At 67.5% G+C, this 16,601-nt stretch carries 13 protein-coding genes; 6 read left to right on the top strand and 7 right to left on the bottom strand.

Features of this window, described 5'->3' with window-relative positions; translation table 11 throughout:
• The first annotated feature begins 6 nt into the window (after positions 1-6).
• Positions 7-429 carry a DUF1489 family protein gene (locus ACTTAI_RS03985; protein WP_444454510.1) on the top strand — a complete coding sequence of 141 codons (423 nt, stop codon included), beginning with the start codon at positions 7-9 and terminating at the stop codon, positions 427-429.
• The gene (locus tag ACTTAI_RS03980; protein ID WP_444454508.1) at positions 429-1,580 is read left to right on the top strand and encodes an amidohydrolase; all 1,152 of its coding nucleotides are present in this window, start codon (positions 429-431) and stop codon (positions 1,578-1,580) included. Before ACTTAI_RS03985 ends, ACTTAI_RS03980 begins: the two co-directional genes overlap by 1 nt.
• Here ACTTAI_RS03980 and ACTTAI_RS03975 read toward each other — a convergent pair.
• The 4 genes from ACTTAI_RS03975 to ACTTAI_RS03960 are packed head-to-tail and all read right to left on the bottom strand — an operon-like array spanning position 1,568 to position 8,311.
• Positions 1,568-3,667 carry a hypothetical protein gene (locus tag ACTTAI_RS03975; RefSeq protein ID WP_444454506.1) on the bottom strand — a complete coding sequence of 700 codons (2,100 nt, stop codon included), beginning with the start codon at positions 3,665-3,667 and terminating at the stop codon, positions 1,568-1,570. The two genes, ACTTAI_RS03980 and ACTTAI_RS03975, sit on opposite strands and share 13 nt — an antisense overlap.
• The gene (locus ACTTAI_RS03970; protein ID WP_444454504.1) at positions 3,664-6,396 is read right to left on the bottom strand and encodes a DUF4159 domain-containing protein; all 2,733 of its coding nucleotides are present in this window, start codon (positions 6,394-6,396) and stop codon (positions 3,664-3,666) included. The genes ACTTAI_RS03975 and ACTTAI_RS03970 overlap by 4 nt, the downstream gene beginning before the upstream one ends.
• Positions 6,393-7,301, bottom strand: coding sequence for a DUF58 domain-containing protein (locus ACTTAI_RS03965; RefSeq protein ID WP_444454502.1), 909 nt, complete (start codon positions 7,299-7,301; stop codon positions 6,393-6,395). The genes ACTTAI_RS03970 and ACTTAI_RS03965 overlap by 4 nt, the downstream gene beginning before the upstream one ends.
• Positions 7,298-8,311 carry an AAA family ATPase gene (locus ACTTAI_RS03960; protein ID WP_444454500.1) on the bottom strand — a complete coding sequence of 338 codons (1,014 nt, stop codon included), beginning with the start codon at positions 8,309-8,311 and terminating at the stop codon, positions 7,298-7,300. The genes ACTTAI_RS03965 and ACTTAI_RS03960 overlap by 4 nt, the downstream gene beginning before the upstream one ends.
• 139 nt (positions 8,312-8,450) lie before the next feature.
• On the opposite strand from ACTTAI_RS03960, the gene ACTTAI_RS03955 reads away from it, so the two are divergent.
• Positions 8,451-8,972, top strand: a complete 522-nt coding sequence (locus ACTTAI_RS03955; RefSeq protein ID WP_444454498.1) for a DUF1285 domain-containing protein — start codon at positions 8,451-8,453, stop codon at positions 8,970-8,972.
• The gene (locus ACTTAI_RS03950) at positions 8,969-9,742 is read left to right on the top strand and encodes a TIM barrel protein (RefSeq protein ID WP_444454496.1); all 774 of its coding nucleotides are present in this window, start codon (positions 8,969-8,971) and stop codon (positions 9,740-9,742) included. The genes ACTTAI_RS03955 and ACTTAI_RS03950 overlap by 4 nt, the downstream gene beginning before the upstream one ends.
• On the opposite strand, the gene ACTTAI_RS03945 is transcribed toward ACTTAI_RS03950, so the two are convergent.
• On the bottom strand, positions 9,739-11,016 hold the full coding sequence (locus ACTTAI_RS03945; RefSeq protein WP_444454494.1) for an Nramp family divalent metal transporter: 1,278 nt from the start codon (positions 11,014-11,016) through the stop codon (positions 9,739-9,741). The genes ACTTAI_RS03950 and ACTTAI_RS03945 overlap by 4 nt on opposite strands.
• 172 nt (positions 11,017-11,188) lie before the next feature.
• Here ACTTAI_RS03945 and mntR point away from each other — a divergent pair, with 172 nt between their 5' ends.
• A complete protein-coding gene (gene mntR, locus ACTTAI_RS03940) occupies positions 11,189-11,617 on the top strand; it encodes a manganese-binding transcriptional regulator MntR (protein ID WP_444454492.1) in 429 nt (142 codons plus the stop codon).
• A 3-nt stretch (positions 11,618-11,620) separates the two neighbouring features.
• On the opposite strand, the gene ACTTAI_RS03935 is transcribed toward mntR, so the two are convergent.
• Together ACTTAI_RS03935 and ACTTAI_RS03930 are read right to left on the bottom strand one after the other, a co-directional pair.
• Positions 11,621-13,105, bottom strand: a complete 1,485-nt coding sequence (locus tag ACTTAI_RS03935; protein WP_444454491.1) for an alpha/beta hydrolase — start codon at positions 13,103-13,105, stop codon at positions 11,621-11,623.
• A gap of 145 nt (positions 13,106-13,250) precedes the next feature.
• Positions 13,251-14,240: a TerC family protein gene (locus ACTTAI_RS03930; RefSeq protein WP_444454489.1), complete on the bottom strand. Its 990-nt coding sequence runs from the start codon at positions 14,238-14,240 to the stop codon at positions 13,251-13,253.
• 329 nt (positions 14,241-14,569) lie between these two features.
• Here ACTTAI_RS03930 and ACTTAI_RS03925 point away from each other — a divergent pair, with 329 nt between their 5' ends.
• Positions 14,570-16,483, top strand: a complete 1,914-nt coding sequence (locus tag ACTTAI_RS03925; protein WP_444454487.1) for a potassium transporter Kup — start codon at positions 14,570-14,572, stop codon at positions 16,481-16,483.
• The last annotated feature ends 118 nt before the right edge of the window (positions 16,484-16,601 follow it).

Below are 16,601 nucleotides of genomic sequence, written 5' to 3'. Positions count from 1 at the left end.
AAGGCAATGACACAACCGCTGCATATCCTCAAGCTTTGTGTCGGCGCGGAAAGCGTCGAGGATCTGATCGATTGGCAGCGGGTGCATTTCGGCTCAGGTCCGGCACAGCATGTCACGCGGATGTGGCCGAAACGGGCCGAGGAAGTGCTGGCGGGCGGATCGCTGTATTGGGTGATCAAGGGCGTGATCTTGGCGCGGCAGCGGATTCTGGACCTGCAGCAGGTGACTGGCAGCGACGGTATTTCGCGCTGTGCGCTGGTGCTGGAGAATGCAGTGATCCGCACCGAGGCGATGCCGCGTCGGCCGTTTCAGGGCTGGCGCTACTTCGCCGCCGCCGATGTGCCGCACGATCTGGTTGCCGGGCGCGAGCGCGAAGACCCCCTGCCCCGCGATCTGCAGGCCGCGCTCGCCGAAATCGGGTTGCGCTGATGCAGACGCGCCTGAGCAATGCCGATGTGATCGAACTGACCGCCTGGCGCCGGGCGCTGCACCGCGTCCCCGAGGTTTCGGGCGAGGAGGCGCAGACGGCGCAGGCCGTCGTGACGGAACTGACGGCCTCCCGCCCCGACCGGCTCTTGACCGGCCTTGGCGGTCACGGCGTCGCCGCGATCTGGGAGGGGGGCGAGCCCGGGCCGACGGTGCTGGTCCGCTGCGAACTCGACGCGCTGCCGATCGTCGAAACCGGAACCGTCGCGCATCGCTCGGAGGTGCCGGGCAAGGCGCATCTGTGCGGCCACGATGGCCATATGGCAATTCTGGCGGGGGTGGCCCGCGGGCTTGCGCGGCAGAAACCGCAGCGGGGCCGTGCGGTGTTGCTGTTCCAACCCGCCGAAGAAGACGGATCGGGGGCGGCGGCGGTGATCGCCGATCCGCGCTTTGCCCAGATCCGCCCCGACATCGCGCTGTCGCTGCACAATTATCCGGGCCTCGCGCTTGGCCACGGCGTGGTGCAGCCGGGACCTGCCAATTGCGCCTCGCGCGGGATCAGGATCCGGCTCACCGGCCGGACCGCCCATGCCGCGCAGCCAGAGACGGGGCTCTCCCCCGCCCCCGCCCTTGCGCGGCTGATCGAGCGCCTGCCGCCTCTGGGCAAAGGCGGCCCGGTCACCGACCCGGCGTTTTCGCTGGTGACCATCACCCATGCCCGGCTGGGCGAGCCCGCCTTCGGCATCGCCCCCGCCGAGGCCGAGCTTTGGGCGACGCTGCGCACGCAGACCGACGCGGGCATGGCGGCGCTTGTGGCCGCAACCGAGGGCGCGGTGGCCGAGGCCGCCACGGGCCTCGGCGTTGCGATCAGCTATCACGACATCTTCACCGCCTGCACCAATGCGCCCGAAGCGGTGGCGATCCTGCGCGCGGCGATGGCGGCCGAGGCGATCCCCGAGGCCGAGACCGAAGTGCCGATGCGGGCGTCAGAGGATTTCGGCCGTTTCGACGCGGTCGCCGCTTCGGCGATGCTGCTTCTGGGCGCGGGCGAGGATAGCCCCCGGCTGCACAATTCCGATTACGATTTCCCCGACAGCCTGATCCCGGTCGGCGCGGCCCTGTTCCTGCGCTGCCTTGCCGATCAGCTCGGCTGAGCGCCCCGCCGCCGTCCCTCGATCAGCCAGGCGGCGAGGGCCAGCGCCGCGACGGCGAGAAGCCAGGCCCAGCCCGGCAAAAGCGCGCTCAGCCGGATGTCGGTCGTGGCCGAAACCTCGCGCGGGGTGACGCCGATCCAGCCCCGGCCCGCGGCCACACGGCCCGGGCGCACTTGCCGGATATCAGGAATGCCGTCCTCCAGCGCCTGTTCCGACCCGCCCGAGGCGGCGATCACGGGCGCCAGAGCCTCGCCCGAGGCAACCGGGGTTTCATATTCGCGCGGGCTCGCAGGCCCCAGCGCCATCACGCGCTCCAGATCGTCCTGTTTCAGCCGATAAAGCCCCTCGGCGGGCGCGGTCCAGCTTTGCGCGAACCGCCCCGGCTCGACCTGCGGCAGGGTCAGACTTTCGACCGTGCCATCGGGCCGGGTGATCTGCACCGGGCTTGCCGTGTCCTTCATCGTGCGCCGGGTGATCGTGACCGACAGACTGCCCGGATCGACCTCGGCCTGCAGCGCTTCTTCCTCAAGGTCGGGTTCCTTCATCGCCCAATGCGCGATGCGGCGCAAAAGCTCGAGTTGCGGCCCGCCGCCCTCGTAGCCGCGATCCCAAAGCCAGGCGTGATCGGACGCCAGAAGCGCCACCCGCCCCTTGCCCGCCCGGTCAAGAATCAACAGCGGCGCGTTTTGCGCGCCTTTCATCACCACCTCGCCGCGCGCGCCGGTCAGCTCGATCTGCCGCAGCCAGCGGCCCCAATGGGTCACGCCCGCATCGCCCTCGGGCGGCGGCGCCCCTTCAAGCCCCGCCGTCACCGGATGGCGCAGGCCAAGCTCGGTCGGGCGCGGCAGATAGGCTTCGGACAGCACCCGCCCCGTCGGCCGCGCGGGCAGGATGTCACCCAAGGGCGTCTGCCACAGGCTTTCCACCGTGGCAAATTCCGGCCCGGCCGAGACCAGCACCGCCCCGCCGCGTTCGACATAATCGCGGATATTCTCGAAATACCCGGCCGGAAGAATGCCGCGCTCGGCATAGCGGTCGAAGATGATCAGGTCGAATTCGTCGATCTTGTCGAGGAAAAGCTCCTGCGTCGGAAAGGCGATCAGCGACAGTTCCGAGACAGGCGTGCCATCCTGTTTCTCCGGCGGCCGCAGGATGGTGAAATGCACCAGATCCACCCCGGCATCGGATTTCAGCAGGTTGCGCCAGGTCCGCTCGCCCGCATGCGGCTGGCCCGAGACCAGAAGCACCCGCAGCCGATCGCGCACGCCGTTGATGCTGACGATGGCGCTGTCATTGCGGGCGGTCAGCTGCCCCGGCGCGGGGTCCAGACGGAACTGCACGACATTCTGCCCGCCGTGCTCCAGCTTCAGCGGCAGCTCCAGATCCTGCCCGACCGTCACCGGATAGTCCTGCGGCACCTCGCCATCGATCGAGATCGACAGCCGCGCCGTCGATCCCGCCGCGGCCGGAACGGCACCCGTATCCTCGACCTTCAGGCGGAGCACCGTTTCCTCGCCGATGATGCCAAAGGCCGGGGCGGTCTCGATCAGAAGCCGACGATCCCAGTCGCGCGCATGGCCGGTGCGCAGAAGATGCAGCGGCGCGGGCAGATCGGGCAGCGTTTCGGGGTCGTGCAAGCGGCCATCCGAGAGCACGATCACCCCCGCGACGCGCCCGCGCGGCTCGGCCGCCAGCGCTTCCGACAGCACCGCGCCAAGCTGTGTTCCCGCGTTCTTCGCCCCATCCGGCACGGTGGCGCGGCGCAGCTCGGTATTGGGCAGCGCGGTAATCTCGGCCGAAAGCTTGGTCAGCGCCGCATCGGTCTGCGCGGTGCGGTCCGACAGCGTCTGCGAGGCGGAGCGGTCATCGACCAGCAGCACGATATCCGAGAGCGGCGTCTTTTCCTCGTGCTGGACCGAGGGCTGCGCCAACCCGCCCAAAAGCGCCAAAGCCGCCAGCCCGCGCAGGGCCCAGCCCCGCAGCCCGCGCCAAAGCGCAACTGCGATCAGCAGCGCTGCGAGAGCGGCCAAGACAGCCAGCACCGGCCAGGGCAAGAGCGGCGCGAAAACGACCGAGACCCCGTTCATTGCCCGAGCCTTTCCAGAAGCGCAGGCACATGCACCTGATCGGATTTGTAATTCCCGGTCAGCACATGCATGACCAGATTGACCCCGAACCGATCGGCAATCTCGCGCTGGCGCTCGCCCGCCTGACCGCGGCCGATCGGAAACATCGGCTGGCCCACGTCATCGACCGCCCAGGCCGAGGCCCAGTCGTTGCCGCCGATCACCATCGGGGTCACGCCGTCATTGAGGTTGCGAAACGGCATCCCCTCGGCCTGTTCGGCATCGGCGGGCGCGGCCTCGACCCAGATCGGGCCATCGTAGCGGCCGGGCATGGTCTGCAGCAGATAGAAGCTGCGCGTCAGCACATGATCGCGCGGCAGGGGTTCGAGCGGCGGAATATCAAGCGGCGCGGCCAGCGCCTGCAACCGCCGCCCGGTTTCGGTGGCCGCGCCCATACCCGCGAGATCGGCGTCGCGGGTGTCAAACAGGATCATGCCGCCGCCGCGCAGATAGCGGTTGAGCTTGACGTAAGCCGCGGGCGAGGGCGTGGGCGAGGTTTCGGAGACCGGCCAGTAGATCAGGGTGAACAGCGCCAGATCATCGGTTGCCAGATCAAGCTGCATCGGCTCGGACGGCTCGACCGTGGTGCGGCGGGTCAAGGTCTGGCTCAGGCCGCGCAGCCCGGCCATCGAGACCTGATCGATCGCGGCATCGCCCGTCGGCACATAGGCAAAGACGACGTTCGAGGCGGCCTCGATCGCCCGGGCCTCGGGCATGGTCTCGGCCTGCGGTGGACTCGGCATCAGCAGCGCGGCCAGCGCAATCACCGCCGCCGCGCGCGGGCCGCGCAAGCGCCCCGAAAGCGCGAGCGTCGCTAGAATGTCGAGCAGCAAAGCGACGAGCGCGGCAGCCAACGCAAACCCGGCGAGCGACATCTGCTTCGGCGCGGCCTCGCCCTCGATCGCCACACCTGCGGGCCAGAGCGCAGGGGTCAGCTGGCGCCCGCGCGGCAGGGTGTTCAGCGCCAGAACCTGATCTTCGGTGCCGTAAAGCCCGGGCGGCAGATCGGGGCCGGGGGGGCCTTCGGCCAGATCCTCGCCCTTGACGCCCGCTTCCGCCTCGGTCGCGGTCAAAAGGCCAAAGCCGTCGAGGCGTTTCAAAGGCGTAAAGGTCTGCCCGGCCAGATCCTCGGCCGAGGGGGCGGCGGGACGGGCGGAGACCGAAAGCCGCTCCAGCATCTGCGGAAAAAGCCCCGAGAGCGGCAGATTCGACCATTCGGCATTCGCCGTGACGTGGAAAAGCACGACTGCCCCCTGCCCCATCGTCTTGCGGGTAACCAGGGGCGTGCCATCGGCCAGCGCCGCAATCGTGCGCGCGCCCAGATCGGGGTCGGGTTCGGCCAGAACCTGTTCGCGAACGGTGACCTCGTCGGGGACCACCAGCCCGGCAAAGGGCGAGGTCTCGGCAAAGGGCGCCAGCTTGCGCGGCTCGCCCCAGCTCATCGTGCCACCGACCGAGCGGCCGCCCTGCCGCAGACGCACCGGCAGCAGCGGATCGGCCGAAGTGTCGACCGCCGCCAGCCGCGGCCCGGCAAACCGGATCAGCATGCCGCCCTTTTCGACCCAGTCCTGCAACTCGGCGCTTTCCGCGACCTCGCCCACATCAGCCAGAATGATCACATCGGGCTTCACCGGCAGGGCATCGGCCAGGGTCGCCTCGATCAGATCGGCCGAGGGGGCAAGCGCCTGATGCAGGTAATGGGTGGGGGCGAGCAGCTCGAGCCCCTCGCGGGCGGAGCTGGCGGAAATCAGCGCCACCTTGCGCCGCTTCAGCGCATCGTCGGTCAGGCTGACGGCCCCGGCCGAACGCAGGCCGGAGATCTCGAAGCGGGTGATGCGGTTGCGCAATTCGGGGGGCAGATCGAAGATCGCCTCGGCCTGCGCGGCGTCCTTCAGGGTGACGGGTTGACGGGCGAGTTCGCGTTCGAGCCCCGAGGGATCGGCGCCCAGCGCGGCGACTTCAAAGGTGCGACTGAGCGGCGCCGAGGCTGAGAGCGGCAGCTTCAACTTTGCGCCGTCGACCGTGGCCGAGCCGAGCGCCAGCACCGGCACCGCAGGCTGCCAGACTTTCAGCGTGCCATGCGCCTGCACCGCCTTCACCAGCGGCGCGCGGCTTGCACGGTCAAGCCCATCCGAAAGCCAAAGCGTGTCATAGCGCCCCGCGGGCAGAAGCTTTGCCGGATCAAGGTCGATTGAGGGCTCCCAGGGCTTCGGCTGCACCCCGGGCAGGGTGTCGATCAGATCGGCGGCCTCGGTGAAAGGCGGGGCCGCGGGCGGCGGATCGGCGAGCGAAATAAGCGCGACCGGACGGCCCGCGGCGCTCGCCTCGGTCAGCGCGCGGGTGAGCCGCTCGATCCGGCGCGGCCAATCGGCGGCCGAGGCCCAGCTGCCATCCTCAACGATCAGAAGCGGCCCGCGCCCGGGAACGACCGGCTCGGGGTTCAGGATCGGCCCGGCAAACCCAAGGATCGCAGCGGCGAGCGCCAGCATCCGCAGGGCCAAGAGCCACCAGGGCGTGCGCTCGGCCTGCACCGTTTCATCGGCGAGGCCCAGAAGCAGCGCGACCCCGGGGAAGCGGCGCCGGATCGGCGCGGGCGGGGTGGCGCGCAGCAACCACCACAGCAGCGGCAGGGCGACGAGGCCAAGCAGCAACCACGGCGCGTTGAAGCCAAGCGGGCCAAGCATCGTCATCGCCAGCCCCCCGCAAGGGCGCCGTGCAGCCACAAAAGCGCGGTCTGTGCGGGAACGCCGGTGTGATGGCTCGAAAAGGCGAAGCCCGCGCGCTCGGCGATGCGGGCGATGCGGTCGCGTCGTTCCGCCAGCCGGGCGCGATAGCGGGCGCGCAGATCGCCCGCCTCGCGGGTTTCAAAGCGCAGCCCGCCCGCCATCGAGGTGAAGACGGTGCGACCGTCATAGGGAAAGTCTTCCTCGGCAGGATCGAGCACTTGCAGCAGCACGCCGCTCACGCCGCGCTCGGCCGCGCCGAGAAGCGCGGTTTCCAGCCCGGCAGGATCGGCGAAGAAATCGGAGAGCACCACCACCCGCGCCTGCGGGGCGACGGCAGACAGATCGGGGGCGGCGTAATCGAGTGCCGAGCTTTCGGCCATCAGCGCCTGCGCAAGGGTCAGAAGCTGCGCCTTGCCCGGACGCGGCGGGGCGAGCGGGCTCGTCAGCCCAACCCGTTCCCCGGCCCGCAGCGCGGAAATGGCCAGCGACAGCGCCAGAAGCCGGGCGCGGGCTAATTTCTCGGGGCGGGCCTTGCGGCCGGTCTCGGCGCCAGAAAAGCGCATCGAGGCCGCCGGATCGACCCAAAGGCAGAGAGATTGCGCCAGCTGCGCCTCGCGTTCTCGGACGAATTGGCTGTCGGAGCGGGCCGAGCGGCGCCAGTCGACGAAGCGGGCGGCATCGCCGGAATGGGCCGGGCGGTATTGCCAGAATTCCTCGCCCGCGCCCGCGCGTCGACGCCCATGGCCGCCCATCTGCACGGTGTTGGCGAGATGTTCGGCCGCGATCAAAAGTGCGGGCAGCGCCGCGGCTTCCGCCTCGGCCGCCCGGCGCAGATCGCGCGCCGCCTCGTCGGGACGGGCTTCGCTCACGCGGCGGCCTCGGCATCCGTGCCAAGAACCTCGGTCACGGCGCGGGCGATGATCGCCGACAGGGTTTCACCGCGGGCGCGCGCGGCGAAGGTCAGCGCCATGCGGTGGCTGAGCACCGGACGGGCGAGCGCGGCCACATCATCGATGCCGGGGGCAAGCCGACCGTTGAGCAGCGCGCGGGCCCGCACCGTCAGCATCAGCGCCTGCGCCGCGCGCGGACCGGGGCCCCAGGCGAGGCTGTCGCGGACGACGGGCAGCGCCTCGGGCTCGCCGGGGCGGCAGGCGCGGACCAGATCAAGGATCGCCTCGACCACGCGATCGCCGACCGGCATGCGGCGGACAAGCTGCTGCGCCGCGATCAGCTCGGCCGGGGTGAAGACGGCGATGGCATTGGCGGCCTCGATCCCGGTCGTCGCCAGAAGAATGTCGCGTTCCGTCGCGCGGGTCGGATACTCGACATCGACCTGCACGAGGAACCGGTCGAGCTGCGCCTCGGGCAGCGGATAGGTCCCCTCCTGCTCGATCGGGTTTTGCGTCGCGAGCACATGGAAGGGCGGTCCAAGCGGACGATGCACGCCCGCCACCGTCACTTCGCGCTCCTGCATCGCCTGCAAGAGCGCCGATTGCGTGCGCGGGCTGGCGCGGTTGATTTCATCGGCCATCAGGAGCTGGCAGAAGATCGGCCCTTCAAGGAAGCGAAACGCCCGCGTGCCATCGGCGGCGGTTTCCAGCACCTCGGAGCCGAGGATATCGGCGGGCATCAGATCGGGCGTGAACTGGATCCGCGCAGGCGCCAAGCCCATCACGGTCGCCAGCGTGTCAACAAGCATCGTCTTGCCCAGACCCGGCAGGCCCACCAAGAGCGCATGACCGCCCGACAAAAGCGCCGCCAAGGTCAGCTCGACCACGCGCTCCTGCCCGATGAACCGGCGGTTCACCGAGGCACGGGCCGCGCCCAGTTTCGTGCCCAGCCGCTCGATCTCGGTCAGCAGGGTGTCGGTCTCGGTCATGACAGGGCTCCGGTTGCGCGTTATACGGGTAGAGAAACAGATAAACCGCCGCAGCCCAACCGCAAAGAGAAGATGACCGAGAAAGCCGCGCCACAAATCGCCGTGAAGCCGACGACGGCCGAGGGGGATCGCCGCAGCCGTGAGACAGGCGGGGGCCAAGGGGCCGCCGCCGGTGCATCTGTGGAATCCGCCGTTTTGTGGCGATCTGGACATCGAGATCCGCCGCGACGGGACGTGGTTTTATCTCGGCACGCCGATCGGACGCGAGGCGCTGGTGCGGCTCTTCGCATCGGTGCTGAAGCGCGAAGACGGCAAGTTCTATCTGGTCACCCCGGTCGAGAAGGTGGGCATCCGCGTGCAGGACGCGCCCTTCATCGCCGTCGATTGCACGGCCGAGGCGGGGGATCTGCGCTTCGTGACCAATGTGGGCGATACGGTCGTGGCGGGGCCGGAGCACCCGATCCGGGTGCAGATCGCCAAAGATGGCGAGCCGCGCCCCTATCTGCATGTGCGCCGCGGCCTTGAGGCGCGGATCGACCGCAAGACCTTCTACCGGCTTGTCGATCTGGCCAAACCCGAGGAGCATGCGGGCGAAGCATGGCTCGGGCTGCGCTCGGGCGGGGTGTTCTTTCCGATCCAGCGCATGGCGGAGATTTCATGATCAAACTGGCCGCCGATCTGACGACCCTGTTTCAGGAACTGCCTCTTGCGGCACGGTTTTCGGCGGCGCAGGCGGCGGGCTTTGCGGGGGTGAGCCTGGTCTCGCCCTATGACGGGCCGGTGCAGGAGCTGCGCGACCGGCTGGTGCTGTCGGGACTTTCCTTTGCGGCGATGGTGGCGCCGCCACCGAATTACACCGGCGCACCACAGGGTTTTGCCGCGACGACGGGCGGCGAGGATCGGTTTCAGCGCGATTTCAAGCGCATGTTGCGCTACGCTGATGTGCTCAAGCCCGGGGCGATCGAAATTCTGACCGGCCCCGAGGGCGATCCCGAAACTCTGCTGCGCAACCTGCGGTGGGCGACGGCCGAGGCGCCAAAGCGCCTTTTCACCCTCGCCCCGCGCCCCGAGGGCAGTTTTCTGCAAAGCTACGATCAGCTGGCCGAGGTGCTGGCGGAGGTCGGGGCGGACAATCTGGGCCTATGCCTTGATACGGCGACAGCGGCGGCCTTGGGCAGCACGCCCGAGGCGGTGCTGGAACGGTTCGGCGCCGATCTGCGCCATGTCTCGCTGGCCTCAGTACCGGATCGGGCGGAGCCGGGATCGGATGGCTGGGACGTCACCGGGTTCCTGAGCCGCCTCGAAGCCGCGGGCTATGCGGGCTGGGTGAGTGCGGATTATACGCCGAAGCTGACGACGACAGCCGGGCTGGGCTGGATGCCGCCCGTGCCCGTGGCCGCCCCGAAGACACGCAAGAAACGGGGCAGTTAGGACAGGAAGGGCATCTCGACCCCGAAGGCGCCGAGAAGCAGGACCATGTTGAGCGACAGCACGAGGCCCGCGCCAATCGCTGCGGCGGCCCGTGTGGTTTGTTTGGGAACGAAATCGCCCATCACCTCGGGTTTGCGGATCAGCCACAAGAGCGCGAGCATCGGCACCGGCAGCGCGATCGACAGCACGACCTGGCTCATCACCAGCGCATCGGTGGCATTGGCGCCCATCGCGACGACGATGAAGGCGGGCGCCATCGTCACCGCCCGGCGCAGCCAGAGCGGCAGGCCGACGCGCAGGAAGCCCTGCATGATCATCTGCCCCGCCATCGTGCCGACCACCGAGGAAGAAATCCCGGACGCGATCAGCGACAGCAGGAAGGCCGCCGCCGCGAAGCCGCCCAGAAGCGGCGTCAGCGTGTGATAGGCGGTCTCGATTTCCGCCACCTCGGCATGGCCGTTGTGGAAGGCCGAGGCCGCCATCATCACCATCGCCATGTTGATCAGCCCCGCCCCCGCCAGCGCGACCACCACCTCGACGTTGGAAAACCGGACCATGCGCCGCCGCTCGGCGTCATTGCCAAGGATGGCGCGGTTCTGTGTCAGGCCGGAATGCAGGAAGATCGCATGGGGCATCACGGTGGCGCCGATGATGCCGACGGCGATAGTCAGCGCGCCCTGATCGGGCAGGCTCGGGCTGGTGAGGCCGCCGATGGCCTGACCCCAGTCAATGGGCGCGATGAGGACTTCGGCCAGATAGCTCAGGCCGATGATGCCGACCATCGTGCCGATGGCAATCTCCATCGGCCGGAAGCCCTGTGCCTCGAACAGCAGGATCGCATAGGTGATCACCGCGGTCAGCGCCATGCCCCACATCAGCGGAATGCCCAGAAGCAGCGACAGCCCGATGGCGCCGCCCAGAAATTCGGCGAGATCGGTGGCCATCGCGGCCACCTCGCTGACCGCCCACATGCAAAAGACGAGCGGGCGCGGCAGGTGATCGCGGCTCAGCTCCGCCAGATTGCGCCCGGTGACAATACCAAGCCGCGCCGAGAGCGCCTGAAACAGCATCGCGATCAGGTTCGCGACGAGCACGACCCACAGCAGCGCATAGCCATAGCCCGCCCCCGCCTGAATGTTCGTCGCGTAATTGCCCGGGTCCATGTAGGCGACCGAGGCGATCACCGCGGGGCCGACGAAAGCCAGCATCGCCAGCGGGCCGCGCCGCTCGCCGCCGATCACCGCCGCCATCGTCGCGCGCGTCCGCCCCGACATGGAATTTTCCTGGATCATGCTCTGGCCTCGGAACCTCTTGCTGCAAAGTGTAGCCCTGGCTACATTTCTGTCAAGCGGCTTGCCGACAAAGTGAAGCAGGCTTGGCTGCGCGCGCTGCGGGGCGTTTCCAAATCTGGCCCAAGGCGCTAAAATGGCGGCAAAAGGACCCTCGATGCCCGAAGACACCGCCCCTGCCGATCTGACGACGATGCGCTTTTCCCGGGCAAGGGAGGCGCAGAGCATGGCGGTGCTCGAAGATTACGCCGAGATGATCGACGATCTGGCGAAGCAGATGGGCGAGGCGCGGATCACCGACATTGCGGCGCGGATGGGGGTGACGCATCCGACCGCGACGAAGGCGGTGGCGCGGCTCAAGCGCGAGGGGCTGGCGGTCTCGCGCCCCTATCGCGGCGTGTTCCTGACCGAGCTTGGCGCCGAGATGGCAGCGCGGGTGCGGATGCGCCACCGCGTCGTGGTCGATCTGCTGATCGCCGTGGGCGTGCCGCCCGAAACCGCCGAGATCGACGCAGAGGGGCTGGAACATCATGTGTCCGAGGCGACGCTGAAGGCCTTCGAAGCCTATCTGGCGCGGCGGGGCTGAGCGTTACGGGCTGAACAGCGGGAAGCAGACGCCCAGCACCCAGGCGAGGCAGAGGCCAAGACCAAGGCCCGCCACCGTCGCCCCGGACCGCCGCGCGATCCAGCGGCCCATCAGCCCGTGGACCGAGAAGAACAGCAGCAACAGCGGCAGCGCGATCAAAAGGAACATCAGCCGGTCGAAGTCGAGCGCCGCGGCCAGAGCGAACGACCCGAACAGGAAGAACCGTCCCACCACCCGACGCCAGAGCTTCGCATGCCCGGCCTCGGTCAGCTGCGCATCGGCGATCAGCGCGGGGACGGTGCCAAGGGCCAGAACGGCGATCAGGACCAGACGCTCGGGCGAGGGCCAGTAGCTGGCGGCGTAACGGTCGAGGGCGATGCCAAAAGCGCCGAGCCCCCAGATCAGGAACAGCACCACCGGCGTGATCGAGAGCCCGTCCCGCAGGCTGCGCCAGCCACGCAACAGCGTGATCTGCAAGACGCCGTAACAGGCCAGATGCACCATCAGGTAATCGGCGACCAGCACCGGCAGAAAGTCGATGCGAAACCGCGTCAGCACGACCGGCACGATCACCGCGGGCAGGATCGAGGCGAGCAGGAACCGCCCCACCGGCACCGACGCGGGATCGGCGCGTTTCGGTTGCAGCACCGCCAGCGGATGCACCGCCAGCACGATGCCGATCAGCAGCACCAGAATCCAGACGCCCATCGAGGACACGTCGCCGCCCGAAACGCGGTGATAAATGGCATCGAGCCAGTCGCGCGCGGCCTTGACCGCGGTCGGGCTGTAGAGCACGCCGACATGCTCGACATGCGGGGCGACGACGGCCATGCGCTCGACCGGCCCGGCCGTGGCCAGCTCGCCCTCGCCCTTCGTCGGATCGACCTGATGCACATAGTTGAGCGCAAAGCCACGCAGGCCACCCTCCCATTCGCCGGAAATCACCAGCAGCCGCGGCGGCTCGGTGGCGGTGACCGCCTGCGAGAACATCGAGATCGCCACGACGGCATCGACCGGATGCCCGGTCGCGGCCTCCTGATTGGCGGCACGCACCAGAATGTCGGTCGCCATCGAATGACCGAGCAGCGAAACGCCGGTCACTCCGGGCAGCGCGCGAGCGGCCGCGATCACCCGGCGCACCTCGGCCACCAGAAACACCGTCGTGCCGTCGATCTTCGTCACATCCCCCCGCATCGGCTGCGGGTTGCGGCCGTGGCCCTCGCAATCAAACGCCAGCACCCGATAGCCCGCCTGTGCCAGACGCAAGGAATAGGCCTGCATGATCTGCCGTGACCCGGCAAAGCCATGCGCGATGACGACGGCCGGGCCGGTGGCGCCGGGCTGTTCATAGAGCGTCACCGGGGTCACGCCGACGCTGAAATCGCGGATGACGAGCCCCGCCCGGTCGCGCTCCAGCATGAAGACCGAGGTCAGGATCAGCAACAGGGCAAGGGCGAAGGTGGCAAGATGGCGGCGGGGATGGCGCAACGGGAACCTCGGGAAAACCTGATGCCCCTTAATGTGCGGCAAGACCCGGCCGGATCAAGGCGACGGATGGCCCCGAAAGTGCGATGCCCCGACCGGAGGATCGGGGCACCGCGTTCTCAGTTTTGGAGGATTGACGGGGACGTCTTCATTCAGCCGGATGAGCCGGCCCCCCCGCTGTGCCCGTCTTCCACAGCGAGAAAAGGATACCTGCGGCAAGGATGGCAAAGGTGATGCCAAGCGACCAGGCCGGAGGAAACTTGTCCCAATCCATCGCCTCGGCCACGAAGACCTTGGAGCCGATGAACACCAGAAGCACCGAAAGCGCGTATTTCAGATAGGCGAAGCGGGCGAGGATTGCCGAAAGCGCGAAGTAGAGCGCCCGCAGGCCGAGGATCGCGAAGATGTTCGAGGTGTAGACGATGTAGGGATCGGTGGTGATGGTGAAGACCGCGGGAACCGAGTCGACCGCGAACACGAGGTCGGCCAGTTCGATCATCACCAGCGCAAGGAAAAGTGGCGTCGCATGACGGACCAGACGACCGGATTTGGTGTCGGGTTCGGTCACGAAGAAGGCATGGCCGCGCGGGCCGTCGGTCACGCGCAGGGCGCGGCGCAGGAACCGGATCAGGCCGTTTTCGGTGATTTCGTGGTCCTTGTCGGCCGAAAACAGCATCTTGATGCCGGTCACGATCAGGAAGGCGGCGAAAACGTAAAGCAGCCAGTGGTATTCGGCAACGAGCGTCGCGCCAAGGCCGATCATAAGCCCGCGCAGCACGATCACGCCCAGAATGCCCCAGAACAGCACCCGGCGCTGATATTGCCGCGGCACCGCGAAGAAGCCGAAGATCAGCGCGATGACGAAGATGTTGTCGATCGAGAGCGATTTCTCGACCACGAAGGCGGTCAGATATTGCGCGGTCGCCGTCGCCCCCATCTGCCAGAAGACGAAGCCGGCGAAGCCAAGGCCAAGCGCAATATACATCGCCGAGAGCTTCAGGCTCTCGGCGATGCCGATCTCATGATCGTCCTTGTTGAGCACGCCCAGATCGAGCGCGAGGAGGGTCAGGACAAGACCGACGAAGACAAGCCACATCCACAGCGGCTGGCCAAGAAAGGAGAGGAGAAGCAGTTCCACGGGCGACCTCTTGCGGTTTGCCGCCGTCTGGTCGCCCGGCTGACTACAGACCGTCTGCCGGGCATGACCATCGAGCGGGTGTCGATGCGGTCCGACATCACGTGGAAGCTTGGAGGAACTTCCGACGCCAGAGGGGCCCGGCCCGCTCCCCATATCTTGGAACCGTCCAGAGAGACTTCAACCCCCCAGGTGCGACATTTTTTCCATTTTTTCGCGCACCGGTTTTCGGGCGACGTGGGGGCAGATACGAATCCGGTGGCGCATGCCGCCGCGCAGCGTTAATAAGCCTAGGCCGGAGATCACGTTCCGGTGACCCGAGTCACAACTGCATGACCAAAAACGAATCCGAGATCCCCGACCAGGGAGATCACAATCAGGGCCACGGCAAGAGTGGCCTCGTGATGACCTCCCTTGCCGCGATCGGTGTCGTCTATGGCGATATCGGCACCTCTCCGCTTTACGCCTATCGCGAAGCGATGGTGGCGTCGGGTGCGCATGGCGGTGGAGTCGACCCAGAGCATGTTCTGGGCGTTCTCTCCGTGATCACCTGGGCGCTGATCATCGTCGTCACGATCAAATACGTCATCATCCTGATGCTGGCCGACAATGACGGCGAGGGCGGGACGTTTTCGCTTCTGGCGCTGGTGCAGCGCGCCATGGGACGGCCGACGCCGATCATCCTGGCGCTCGGCATGCTGGGGGCGGGGCTGTTTTACGGCGACGCCGCGGTGACACCCGCCGTGTCGGTTTTGGGCGCGATCGAGGGTCTGAAGCTGGTGACCCCCGCCTTCGAGCCCTTCATCGTGCCGCTTGCGGTCGTGATCATCGTGGTCTTGTTCATCTTTCAGAGCAAGGGCACCTCGGCGGTGGCGAAGTTCTTCGGCCCGGTGATGATGGTCTGGTTCACCTGTCTGGCTGTGGGCGGGGTGATGAATCTCATTCAGGCGCCAGTGGTGCTTGAAGCGCTGAACCCGATCCGCGCGGCGGAACTGGTGGTCTCGAACGGGCCGCTCGGCCTCGCGATCCTTGGCGCCGCCTTTCTTGCCGTGACCGGGGCCGAGGCGCTTTATGCCGACCTTGGTCATTTCGGACGCACGCCGATCCGCGTCTCGTGGCTCTTTGTCGTGATGCCCTCGCTGCTGTTGAACTACTACGGGCAGGGGGCGCTGGTGATGAGCAACCCCGCCTCGATCGAAAACCCGTTCTTCCGGCTTTACCCGGAATGGGCACTTCTGCCGATGATCGTTCTGGCCGCCGCAGCGACCGTGATCGCGTCGCAGGCGGTGATTTCGGGCGCCTATTCGCTGACGCAACAGGGCGTGCAGCTGCGTCTGATCCCGCGGCTGCGGATCCGCCAGACCTCTGAAACCCAGCAGGGGCAGATCTACATGCCCGAGGTGAACTTCTGGCTTATGCTCGGCGTGCTGATGCTGATCGTGATCTTCGGCTCGTCCTCGGCACTGGCCGCAGCCTACGGGATCTCGGTCACCGGCGAGATGTGCATCACCTCGATCCTGGTCATGGTGGTGGCGCACAAGCTTTGGAAGATGCCGCTGCTGCTTGCCGTGGCGATGATGCTGCCCTTCCTGGCCCTCGATCTGGTGTTCTTCGGGGCGAACTCGATGAAGATCTTCTCGGGCGGTTATGTCTCGCTGGCAATTGCCGCGGGCATGATCCTCCTGATGTGGACCTGGCGGCGCGGGGCGGCGATCATCCTCAAGCTCGAACGCGAAAACGACGTGCCGCTCGACATGATCTTCCGGCAGATGGATTCGAAATCGATCTCGACCGTGCCCGGCACGGCGATCTATCTGACCGGCACGCCCGACATGGTTCCGGCGGCGATGCTGCACAGCCTCAAGCACTTCAAGGCGCTGCACGAGCATATCGTGATCCTGACCATCGTCACCGAGGACGTGCCGCGGGTGCCGAACGAAAACCGGGTGATGATGGAAGAGCTGAACGAGCGCTTCCGCCGGGTCGAGCTGCGCTTCGGCTATGCCGAGGAACCCGACGTGCCGAAGGCGCTGCTTCAGTGCCGCAAGCTGGGCTGGAAGTTCGACATCATGGCAACCTCGTTCATCCTGTCGCAACGCTCGCTGAAACTCTCGGGGCAACGCCGGATGCCCGCCTGGCAAAGCCTGTTCTTCTTCTACCTCGCCCGCAACGCCACACGGTCGTCGGATTACTTCCGCATCCCGGCCTCGCGCGTGGTGGAACTTGGCACGCTCGTCAACGTGTGATCGCACCAGACCGTCTGCCCGGCAGATGCCGGGTTGACGGCTGCGGCCAAATCCTTTCTAAGGCGCGCGGTCGGCAGCCGCATTCCGTCAGGCGTTTCGGTTGCCCGCCTTGCGATGG

This window comes from Rhodobacter capsulatus (genome assembly GCF_052363175.1).
Classification (GTDB): domain Bacteria; phylum Pseudomonadota; class Alphaproteobacteria; order Rhodobacterales; family Rhodobacteraceae; genus Rhodobacter; species Rhodobacter capsulatus_D.
The sequence above is the reverse complement of the archived record's forward strand: the minus strand, read 5'-3'. Positions and strand labels throughout refer to the sequence as shown.

Excerpts from the sequence above, each read along its gene's own strand:
- ACTTAI_RS03970 (WP_444454504.1), bottom strand. The coding sequence starts at position 6,396 with ATGACGATGCTTGGCCCGCTTGGCTTCAACGCGCCGTGGTTGCTGCTT.
- ACTTAI_RS03980 (WP_444454508.1), top strand. The coding sequence starts at position 429 with ATGCAGACGCGCCTGAGCAATGCCGATGTGATCGAACTGACCGCCTGG.
- mntR (WP_444454492.1), top strand. The coding sequence starts at position 11,189 with ATGCCCGAAGACACCGCCCCTGCCGATCTGACGACGATGCGCTTTTCC.
- ACTTAI_RS03960 (WP_444454500.1), bottom strand. The coding sequence starts at position 8,311 with ATGACCGAGACCGACACCCTGCTGACCGAGATCGAGCGGCTGGGCACG.
- ACTTAI_RS03975 (WP_444454506.1), bottom strand. The coding sequence starts at position 3,667 with ATGAACGGGGTCTCGGTCGTTTTCGCGCCGCTCTTGCCCTGGCCGGTG.
- ACTTAI_RS03925 (WP_444454487.1), top strand. The coding sequence starts at position 14,570 with ATGACCAAAAACGAATCCGAGATCCCCGACCAGGGAGATCACAATCAG.
- ACTTAI_RS03945 (WP_444454494.1), bottom strand. The coding sequence starts at position 11,016 with ATGTCGGGGCGGACGCGCGCGACGATGGCGGCGGTGATCGGCGGCGAG.
- ACTTAI_RS03985 (WP_444454510.1), top strand. The coding sequence starts at position 7 with ATGACACAACCGCTGCATATCCTCAAGCTTTGTGTCGGCGCGGAAAGC.
- ACTTAI_RS03950 (WP_444454496.1), top strand. The coding sequence starts at position 8,969 with ATGATCAAACTGGCCGCCGATCTGACGACCCTGTTTCAGGAACTGCCT.